General features: G+C 44.5%; 5 protein-coding genes and 2 pseudogenes. 1 reads left to right on the plus strand and 6 read right to left on the minus strand.

What is annotated here, in order from left to right; all coding sequences use genetic code 11:
- Nucleotides 1-51: 51 nt before the first annotated feature.
- The 5 genes and pseudogenes from recD2 to cymR form a co-directional block, all read right to left on the minus strand.
- A complete protein-coding gene (gene recD2, locus JCM21738_RS19540) occupies nucleotides 52-2,517 on the minus strand; it encodes an SF1B family DNA helicase RecD2 (protein WP_023627192.1) in 2,466 nt (821 codons plus the stop codon).
- Between the two features lie 80 nt (nucleotides 2,518-2,597).
- Nucleotides 2,598-3,256 (minus strand): annotated as a pseudogene (locus JCM21738_RS19545) (tetratricopeptide repeat protein).
- A gap of 170 nt (nucleotides 3,257-3,426) precedes the next feature.
- Nucleotides 3,427-4,542 (minus strand): tRNA 2-thiouridine(34) synthase MnmA, encoded by a 1,116-nt coding sequence (gene mnmA / locus JCM21738_RS19550; protein WP_023627190.1) that lies wholly within the window; start codon nucleotides 4,540-4,542, stop codon nucleotides 3,427-3,429.
- A gap of 53 nt (nucleotides 4,543-4,595) precedes the next feature.
- On the minus strand, nucleotides 4,596-5,741 hold the full coding sequence (locus JCM21738_RS19555; protein ID WP_035209959.1) for a cysteine desulfurase family protein: 1,146 nt from the start codon (nucleotides 5,739-5,741) through the stop codon (nucleotides 4,596-4,598).
- 97 nt (nucleotides 5,742-5,838) lie between these two features.
- Complete coding sequence (cymR, locus tag JCM21738_RS19560) at nucleotides 5,839-6,261, minus strand: cysteine metabolism transcriptional regulator CymR (protein ID WP_023627188.1); 423 nt, start codon at nucleotides 6,259-6,261, stop codon at nucleotides 5,839-5,841.
- A 215-nt stretch (nucleotides 6,262-6,476) separates the two neighbouring features.
- Between cymR and JCM21738_RS19565 the strand changes: the two genes are divergently transcribed.
- A complete protein-coding gene (locus JCM21738_RS19565; RefSeq protein ID WP_023627187.1) occupies nucleotides 6,477-7,751 on the plus strand; it encodes a replication-associated recombination protein A in 1,275 nt (424 codons plus the stop codon).
- A 38-nt stretch (nucleotides 7,752-7,789) separates the two neighbouring features.
- Here JCM21738_RS19565 and JCM21738_RS19570 read toward each other — a convergent pair.
- Nucleotides 7,790-8,550 (minus strand): annotated as a pseudogene (locus JCM21738_RS19570) (tRNA threonylcarbamoyladenosine dehydratase).
- Nucleotides 8,551-9,047: the final 497 nt, after the last annotated feature.

Genomic DNA, 9,047 nt, shown 5'->3' on the forward strand with positions numbered 1-9,047 from the left:
ATTTTATAATTTCCTTTTAAATAAAAAAGAATCCGCAGTGGCTGCAGATTCTTATGCATCCTTCTCCTCCATAAAATCATAAGGAGTCAGGTTGTCCATTCCAATCATTGGATCAGCGTTTTTGATGATTTCAATATAATCCATATTTTCATCATTGCTGACACTATTTTGGCTTTGGTGTTTTTTTTCCGACTGAGACCCACTTTGGTCCTTTGTACATGTTACATCTTGCAATTCAGGCAGTAATTGTACAAGCTTCTTAACAAGTGTTGTATTCCTTTCGGTATCTTCACCGCGTTCTATCCCCATTTTCAGTGCTTCTTCTTCGCCAATAAGAATGAGGAATTGCTTACTCCTGGTGATTGCTGTATAAATAAGATTCCTTCTGAGCATTCTGAAGTAGCTTTTCACCACTGGAAGGATGACAATCGGAAATTCACTACCCTGGGATTTATGCACAGAACAGCAATAAGCGTGGGTGATTTGCGAGAGGTCCGGCCTGTTATAGGTGACTTCTATGCCGTCGAAGGAAACGATCAGCTGATCTTGCTTTTCCGTGTTTTCCTTTGCGTAAAATATCGCGACAACCTCACCCATGTCGCCATTGAACACATTGGCTTCCGGCTGATTGACTAGCTGAAGGACCTTATCCCCAATCCGGTATTTCACATCGCCAAACGCTAGCTCTTTCCTCGTTCCATCTGAATTCGGATTGAAGAGATCCTGCAGGAGCTCGTTCAATCGGTCAATACCGGCTGGACCGCGGTACATCGGTGCCAGCACCTGAATGTTCCTCGGGGAATACCCTTTTTTCTTAGCATTGGCGACAACCTTTTCGACTACCTGGGGAATCTGGCTTGTTGAACATTTTATAAAAGAACGGTCTGGCTGTTGGGCTGAAATATCGTCTGGCAGATTGCCTTTTTTGATTTGGTGGGCAAGTTCAATTATTGATGACCCTTCAGCCTGCCTGTATATATCCGTCAGCCTCACAGTCGGAACCCTGCCAGAATCCAATAGATCCTTCAGTACCTGGCCAGGACCAACTGAAGGGAGCTGGTCTTCATCTCCCACCACAATCACCTGAATATTGTCAGGCAGCGATTTGAATAATTGATGGGCGAGCCATATATCAACCATTGAGGTTTCATCGATAATCAGTATCTTTCCCTCAAGCGGCTGGTCTTCATTATGATCAAAACCTTCTGCGCCATTCCAGCGCAACAGCCTATGGATTGTCACGGCAGGCAGACCGGTTGATTCAGTCATCCTCTTTGCCGCTCGGCCAGTCGGCGCCGCTAGCAAGAACGGATAAGGTTCTTCCTTTTTGTAATCTTTCGGGTCCAGAGAACAGCCATGGAGCTCTGCATATAGCTCCACGATTCCTTTAATGACCGTCGTTTTACCTGTGCCGGGACCGCCCGTCAAAATCATCATCGGTGACATAAGCGCTGTCTGGATCGCTTCCTTTTGGCTTGGCCCATATTGGACACCAATGCGCTCCTCAAGATTTCCGAGAGCAAGGAGAAACTCTGATTCAGGAAATTGACTTTCGTATTCTGTCTGCCCAAGAATCCTTTTAATGTTCACAACCAGACCTTTTTCCGAATAATAAAGGGATGGCAAATAGACTCTCTGTTCTTCGGCAACCAGCTTTCCTTCTTCACCTAGCTTGATGATTTCGTTCGAGATATCCGTAAATGCAATTTCGACATTCTGATTGTCTTCAAGCAGCTTTTTCACTTCGATGAGGAGATTTTCCGCATCCATGAAAACATGCCCGCCCTGGATGCTTGAATTCTCAAGTGTATAGAGACAGGCAGCCTTGATCCGATCCGGATGGTTACCCGTCAGCCCGAGCTGGCTGCCCAGTTCATCCGCCCTTCCGAAACCGATGCCTTCGATATCCTCCACAAGCTTGTATGGGTTGTTCTGAATAACGTCAATCGCTTGTTCCTTGTATACTTGATAAATCTTCATCGACAGCTGAGGTCCAAAGCCATATTCATTCAATGCGACCATTACTTGTTCAAGGCCCTGATGTACCATTAATGTGTCATAAAGTTCCTTTGCTTTTTCAGGAGCCAGCTTCGGAATCTGGTCAAGGACAGACGGGTTCTCGATAATCCTCGTGATGGCCTTTTCACCCAGTGTATCGACAATCTTCTCTGCTGTTTTCTTCCCGATCCCTTTGAATAGATCACCGGAAAGGTAGCTGATGATCCCCTGCTTTGACTGCGGCAGGTCTTTCCGGAAATGAGTCGCATGGAATTGTGCACCGAACTTAGGGTGTTCTTTTACCTCACCAAAGAAAATATAAGTCTCCTGCTCGTGAATTCGGGGGAAATATCCTGTAATGACTGCTTCCTTATCCTCGTACTGCTCATTTGTTTCCTCAACCCTGATCCTCAGGACCGTGTAAAGATTTTGTTCATTATGAAAAATGGTGACAAGATGCTTACCTTTCATGAACTTGCCTTGTTCTGAAAACAAATCAAGCGAGTCCTGTTTGTCCAAAGTATTTCCCCCTTTCCGTCGATTCAATTTGGTTAAGGCTGTTTTCGCATTGAGCAACTAAGATTACAAAAGAACCTTACTTAATGAATATCTTGTCCCTCAATCAATTTCCTGCCGTTGCCTGCAAGCAAGTGGTCTGGCTGGATTTCCAATGCACGATTGAACATCTCGAGTGCCTTTTCGCCATTTTCTTTGTAGCCATAAGCCACGCCAAGATTATAGAGTGCGTCCGCATGCTGCGGATCCAGCGATATTGCTAATTCAAGCGCTGTAATCGCTTCGTCAATAAATCCTTCCCTTGCAAGGCAAAGTCCATATTGGAAATGGGCTTCGGCATCATTTTCGAGAAGTTCTGTGCTGCGCTGTAAATATGGCAAAGCATGCTTGCTGCTGCCCATCTGTACAAGGGTCATACCCAGCATGAAAAAGTTGTCCCCATTGTCCAGCCTTTTTTCATCGCCAGCTCAAACATTTTTCTGGCATCCTCGAAATTCTGGTTATCATAATAAACGCTGCCCTTGCTGTAGTATGCTGCAGTTGCATTCTCATCAAGGCTGATTGCTTTATCGTAAAAATTAATCGCTCTTTCAGAATCACCCACTGCTGTGAGGACGTTTCCGAAATTTATGTATGCAACAGGATCTTCGGGATGAGCATCAATCGCTTCCGCGAATGCCTTGGCAGCCTCTTCCCATTTCCCTTCTTTCATAAACTCAATACCTGTCTGGTTTTTATCCATTTCCTAACACTCCATTCTCCAAAAAAGTATACCATATTACGGGAGGATTTAGACTCTTTTCGAGGTAACACCTGAGCTGTAGATCCTTAAGTTTACCGGAAAAAATTTCAAAACCATACTAAGCCAAAACAATCCCCGGCGAAGCTGGCCCGCCGGGGATTTTATCAGGATTAACCGACATATGTCAGTTTGTTTTCGTTCTTGAAGATTTCATCAATCGTACCTCCGCCAAGACATTCTTCCCCATCGTAGAAAACGACAGCCTGTCCAGGAGTCACGGCACGTATTGGTTCTTTGAACAAAACTTTTGCAGTCCCATCATCCTGCAGCTCGACCGTTACAGCATTATCAGGCTGGCGGTAGCGGAATTTTGCTGTACATTCGAACGTCTTAGGATTCTCCTTGTCAGATACAAAGCTGACATTAACCGCCGTAATGCTGTCTGAATAAAGAAGTTCGTTGTGGAAGCCTTGTTCAACAAGCAAGACATTTCGCTCAAGGTCTTTCCCGACAACAAACCATGGTTCACCTGATCCGCCAATGCCTAGACCCTGGCGCTGGCCGATCGTATAATACATCAAACCATCATGCTTCCCTTTTACCTCGCCGTTCATCGTCTCCATATTTCCCGGATGGGCCGGAAGGTAATTTCCAAGGAACTCCTTGAAATTCCTTTCACCAATGAAGCAGATGCCGGTGCTGTCTTTTTTAGTTGCTGTTGCAAGATTCGCTTCTTTTGCAAGCTCCCTGACACGGGACTTTTCCAGATTTCCGATTGGAAACAATACTTTTTCTATCTGGTCCTGGCTCAATTGGTTCAAGAAATAAGTCTGGTCCTTATTTTCATCCAGCCCACGAAGCATTTTCCGTTCCCCGTCGCGGTTCTCCACTCGTGCATAATGGCCTGTCGCCAGGTAATCTGCACCCAGGTTCATTGCATGCTCAAGGAATGCTTTGAATTTGATTTCCTTGTTGCACATGACATCCGGGTTAGGAGTCCTGCCTGCTTTATATTCATCTAGGAAATAAGTGAAAACCTTATCCCAATATTGTTTTTCAAAATTGACCGCATAATATGGAATGCCGATCTGGTTGCAGACACGGATCACATCCTCATAATCCTCGGTCGCCGTACAGACTCCGTTTTCGTCGGTGTCATCCCAGTTCTTCATGAAGATGCCAATCACATCATATCCCTGCTCCTTCAAAATGAGCGCAGCAACCGATGAATCAACACCTCCGGACATCCCTACCACCACTCTTGTATCCTTAGGTGATTTTTCCATTATGCTTCACCTCTTTTCTCTTCCTATAAAACTTATTCTTCCCTTAAACCTGGCTATTTTTCGCAAGCCTTTAGGACAATTTTTGCCGTGTCCTCGGCTGCTTTTTCAATCTGTTCTCTTGTATTGTGCAAACCGAAGCTGAATCTGATAGAATTAGTCAGCTTATGATCTTCTTTTCCGAACATCGCGACAAGAACATGCGATGGATCGATTGAACCCGCTGTACACGCTGAACCACTTGAAGCAGCTATTCCAGATAGGTCAAGGTTGACAAGCAACGCTTCTACATTCGTGCCCGGAAAGCTTAAGTTTAAAATATGAGGCAGTGATTTATCAAGCAATCCGTTCAGCTGGAAAGAGATTCCGCTCATTTGGAGTTTATCGATGAACAAATTCCTTAAATCATTATAGAAGCTGCGTTTTGTCTCCAGCTCCTGTTGAGATAGCTGCACTGCTTTTCGAAACCCGGCGATAGCTGCTACATTCTCTGTGCCGGCACGGCGTTTTCTTTCTTGTTCACCGCCGAAAAGCTGACGCGCCAGCTTGATTCCATCACGGATAAAAAGAAAACCTATCCCCTTGGGGCCATTGATTTTATGTGCTGAAACAGAAAGCAAATCAATCTGAAGTTCTTCGACATCCAATTTTTCAATGCCATACGCCTGGACTGCATCGGTATGGAAAACTGCTTGATGGTCAGCTAACTTTTCACCAATCTCTTTTATCGGCTGAATTGTGCCTACCTCATTGTTTCCGTACATTATTGTCACAAGGATCGTATCATCACGTAATGCCCCTTCGAATGATTCCATGGATATCTGGCCATTTTCATCCACCGGCAGATATGTGACCTCAAACCCTCGTTTCTCTAATTCCTCACAGCTATGCAGGACGGCATGGTGTTCAATCTGGGTCGTGATGATATGCTGCCCCTTAGAGCGATTATTTTCGGCATAACCGATAATAGCCAGATTATCTGCTTCAGTGCCGCCGCTCGTAAATATGATATTGTTCCCCTTCGTCCCGATGCTTTTTGCCAGTTCATCGCGGGTATCATCGAGGATTTTCCTGGCCTCACGACCGAAATGGTGGATGCTCGAAGGGTTGCCGAACTCTGCTTCCATCACTTTGACCATTTCAGCAAGGACATCTGGATGCATAGGTGTGGTGGCTGCATGGTCCAAATAGATTCTTTCCAAAGTATTACCCTCTCTTCAGAAGATTTTTTTTAAAATTGCCGTTATTGCATCTCCATTAATGATGGGTTGTGCAGGCAACAAGATTTACGAAGAAAACCTAAATATAAAACATATAAGCGTCTGACTCGCCATAGTTGTCTGAATGATTGGCGAGGTCTTCGATTGTCGTATTATCAAGTACGTCCTTGACCGCGTCCCTGATGCGTGTCCAGAGCTCACGCTTGGCTGGTTCCTCGTCCTCTATTCCTTCAACGATGCTGATTGGACCTTCCAGGACTCGGATGATGTCCCCGGCCGAGATTGTTGACGGTTCAGAACTGAGAATATACCCGCCGTATGCTCCCCTGATGCTTTTCACCAGGCCGGCATTCCTTAGCGGCGCAACCAATTGCTCCAGGTAATGCTCTGATAAATCATTTGTTTGCGCAATGGATTTTAGAGATATTGGGCCCTCTCCATATTTTTTGGCCAGCTCGATCATGATCGTCAGTCCATAGCGTCCTTTCGTTGATATTTTCATACTGCACCTCTATTCAAATTTGTCTTAAAAATTATCTGATTATGTCATATATATTCATAATGCCCCATACGGCATTGTCTCACTATTAATACTATCAAAATCCTCAGTATATAGGTAGGCTTTTGCAATTATAGCACAAATTGCGCGGACCATGCGCAAGTCCCTCGTTCGTGTTATTGTATATATATGAAATATGCATTATTGGAGCGATGAGCATGAATCTTAAACCTCTTGCTTTCAGAATGCGGCCCCGGACGATTGAGGAAGTGATTGGCCAGTCGCATCTTGTAGCTGAAGGAAAAATTATCAATCGAATGGTCAAGGCAAGGCAATTGTCCTCGATGATTCTTTACGGACCGCCTGGAATCGGAAAAACCTCGATTGCCAGCGCTATTGCAGGAAGTACGAATTTCGCGTTCAGGACTCTGAACGCTGTTACCAATAATAAAAAAGATATGGAAGTAGTCGCCGCTGAAGCGAAAATGTCAGGGAAGGTCATCCTGCTTCTCGATGAGGTTCACCGCCTTGATAAAGCAAAGCAGGACTTCCTGCTTCCTTACCTCGAAAATGGGATGATCGTCTTGATTGGAGCGACCACAAGCAATCCATATCACGCTATTAATCCCGCAATCAGGTCAAGATGCCAGATTTTCGAACTGAAGCCGCTTAAACCTGATGATATTAAAAAAGCATTGCACCGGGCCATTGCCGATGACGAAAGAGGCCTTGGAGATTTGAAGATTGAGATTACCGAAGAGGCACTTACCCATTTCGCCACAGCCTCAGGAGGAGATGTGAGAAGCTCACTGAATGCTCTTGAACTAGCAGTGCTGTCCACCGAACCCGATACGGATGGGATCATCCATATTGATGAATCTGCAGCTGAAGAGTGCATGCAGAAAAAAAGCCTCTCACATGATAAAGACGGCGACGCTCATTATGATGTGCTATCCGGTTTCCAAAAATCCATCAGGGGCAGTGATGTGAATGCTGCCCTTCACTACCTAGGCAGATTAATAGAAGCTGGCGACCTGGTCAGCATCAACCGAAGACTCCTGGTCATTGCCTATGAAGATATTGGACTGGCAAGCCCGCAGGCAGGACAACGGACGCTGGCAGCAATCGAGGCAGCTGAACGGGTTGGCTTTCCGGAAGCAAGGATTCCGCTGGCAAATGCGGTAATTGAACTATGCCTGTCCCCAAAGTCCAATTCTGCTTATGTTGCACTTGATTCCGCACTGGCTGATATCCGTTCTGGTATCAGCGGCGAAGTTCCTGACCATCTAAAGGATGCACATTATAAAGGTGCGAAAGACCTGGGCAGAGGTGTTGATTATTTATATCCGCATGATTATGAAGGCGGATGGGTCAAACAACAGTATCTCCCGGACAGGATTAAAAATAAAGTGTATTACAAGCCAAAGAAGACCGGAAAATTCGAACAGGCAATTGCGGCAATCTATGAAAAAATTACGGGCAATAAAAAATAAGCGGCAGGACCATGATTATGGTGGTCCTTGCCGCTTTTTTAGCTATTTACACGTTCTATTTCAATGTCTTTTAACAATTCCCTGACTACATAGCTTGCCATAATGAGCCCAGCCACTGACGGGACAAATGCATTTGAAGATGGCGGCATTTTCGCTTTCCTGATTTCGGCATTATCATTGCCGACCTCTTTTCGGACATCTTCACGGATGACAATCGGGCTTTCATCTGAAAAAACAACCGGAATCCCCTTTTTGACTCCTTCTTTGCGTAACCTAGTACGAATGATTTTAGCGAGGGGATCAGTGTGTGTCTTGAAAATGTCAGCAATCTGGAACCGGGTAGGATCCATTTTATTGGCTGCGCCCATACTTGAAATCATTGGGATGTCACGCTTGATGGACTCCTTGATCAGATGGATTTTATAAGAGATTGTATCAGAAGCATCAACGATAAAATCAAGATCGTAGCCAAAAATCTCTTCATATGTTTCTTCTGTATAGAACATTTTTAACGCAATGACTTCGCATTCAGGATTAATATCCATGATCCTGTCACGCATTACTTCTACCTTCTGCTTGCCGACAGTCGAAAGAAGAGCAATAAGCTGACGGTTAACGTTGGTGATATCAACATCATCCTTGTCGATCAGAATCAGTTTACCAACACCCGATCTAGCTAAAGCTTCTGCCGCAAACGAACCAACCCCGCCTATCCCTAAAACAGCAACGGTACTATTTTTCATTATATCAAGCCTTCCTTGCCAATGGCCAATTCATTACGAGAAAATTGATGAAGCATCCAGACTCACTCCAAATATAAGATTGATGTTACTATCTATACCCGCTTTTGAATATATCATACCCGGCGTTAAATTCAAGTATTTTCATAGGAATTAAAGTGTATGTTAGTTTGGTTGTGTGAATTACTTAATGGAAAGCAGCTTAATTGCTAAAAAGTGTCAATTCGAGCGGTTCTATCGGACAAATAGAAGACTAATTTTCTATAATGTGTCCATTAGAAGGGCTCTATCGGACAAACAGAAGGACAAATTCCTAAAATCTGTCCATTAGAAGAGCTCTATCGGACAAACAGAAGGAGAATATCCTAAAAACTGACCGTTAGAAGGGCTCTATCGGACAAACAGAAGGAGAATATCCTAAAACTTGTCCGTTAGAAGGGCTCTATCGGACAAATAGAAGACCGAAATCACAAAAAATGTCCGTTAGGAGAAAAACGAATTCGTTCATATAGTCCTTTATAGGAATGATCTTTAAGGCACGAACAAAAAGCGCAAG

The organism is Mesobacillus boroniphilus JCM 21738, assembly GCF_000517385.1.
Taxonomy (GTDB): domain Bacteria; phylum Bacillota; class Bacilli; order Bacillales; family Cytobacillaceae; genus Mesobacillus; species Mesobacillus boroniphilus.

What these genes read in the sequence shown, in the direction of transcription:
- mnmA (WP_023627190.1), bottom strand. Translation starts at nt 4,542, where the DNA reads ATGGAAAAATCACCTAAGGATACAAGAGTGGTGGTAGGGATGTCCGGA.
- cymR (WP_023627188.1), bottom strand. Translation starts at nt 6,261, where the DNA reads ATGAAAATATCAACGAAAGGACGCTATGGACTGACGATCATGATCGAG.
- JCM21738_RS19565 (WP_023627187.1), top strand. Translation starts at nt 6,477, where the DNA reads ATGAATCTTAAACCTCTTGCTTTCAGAATGCGGCCCCGGACGATTGAG.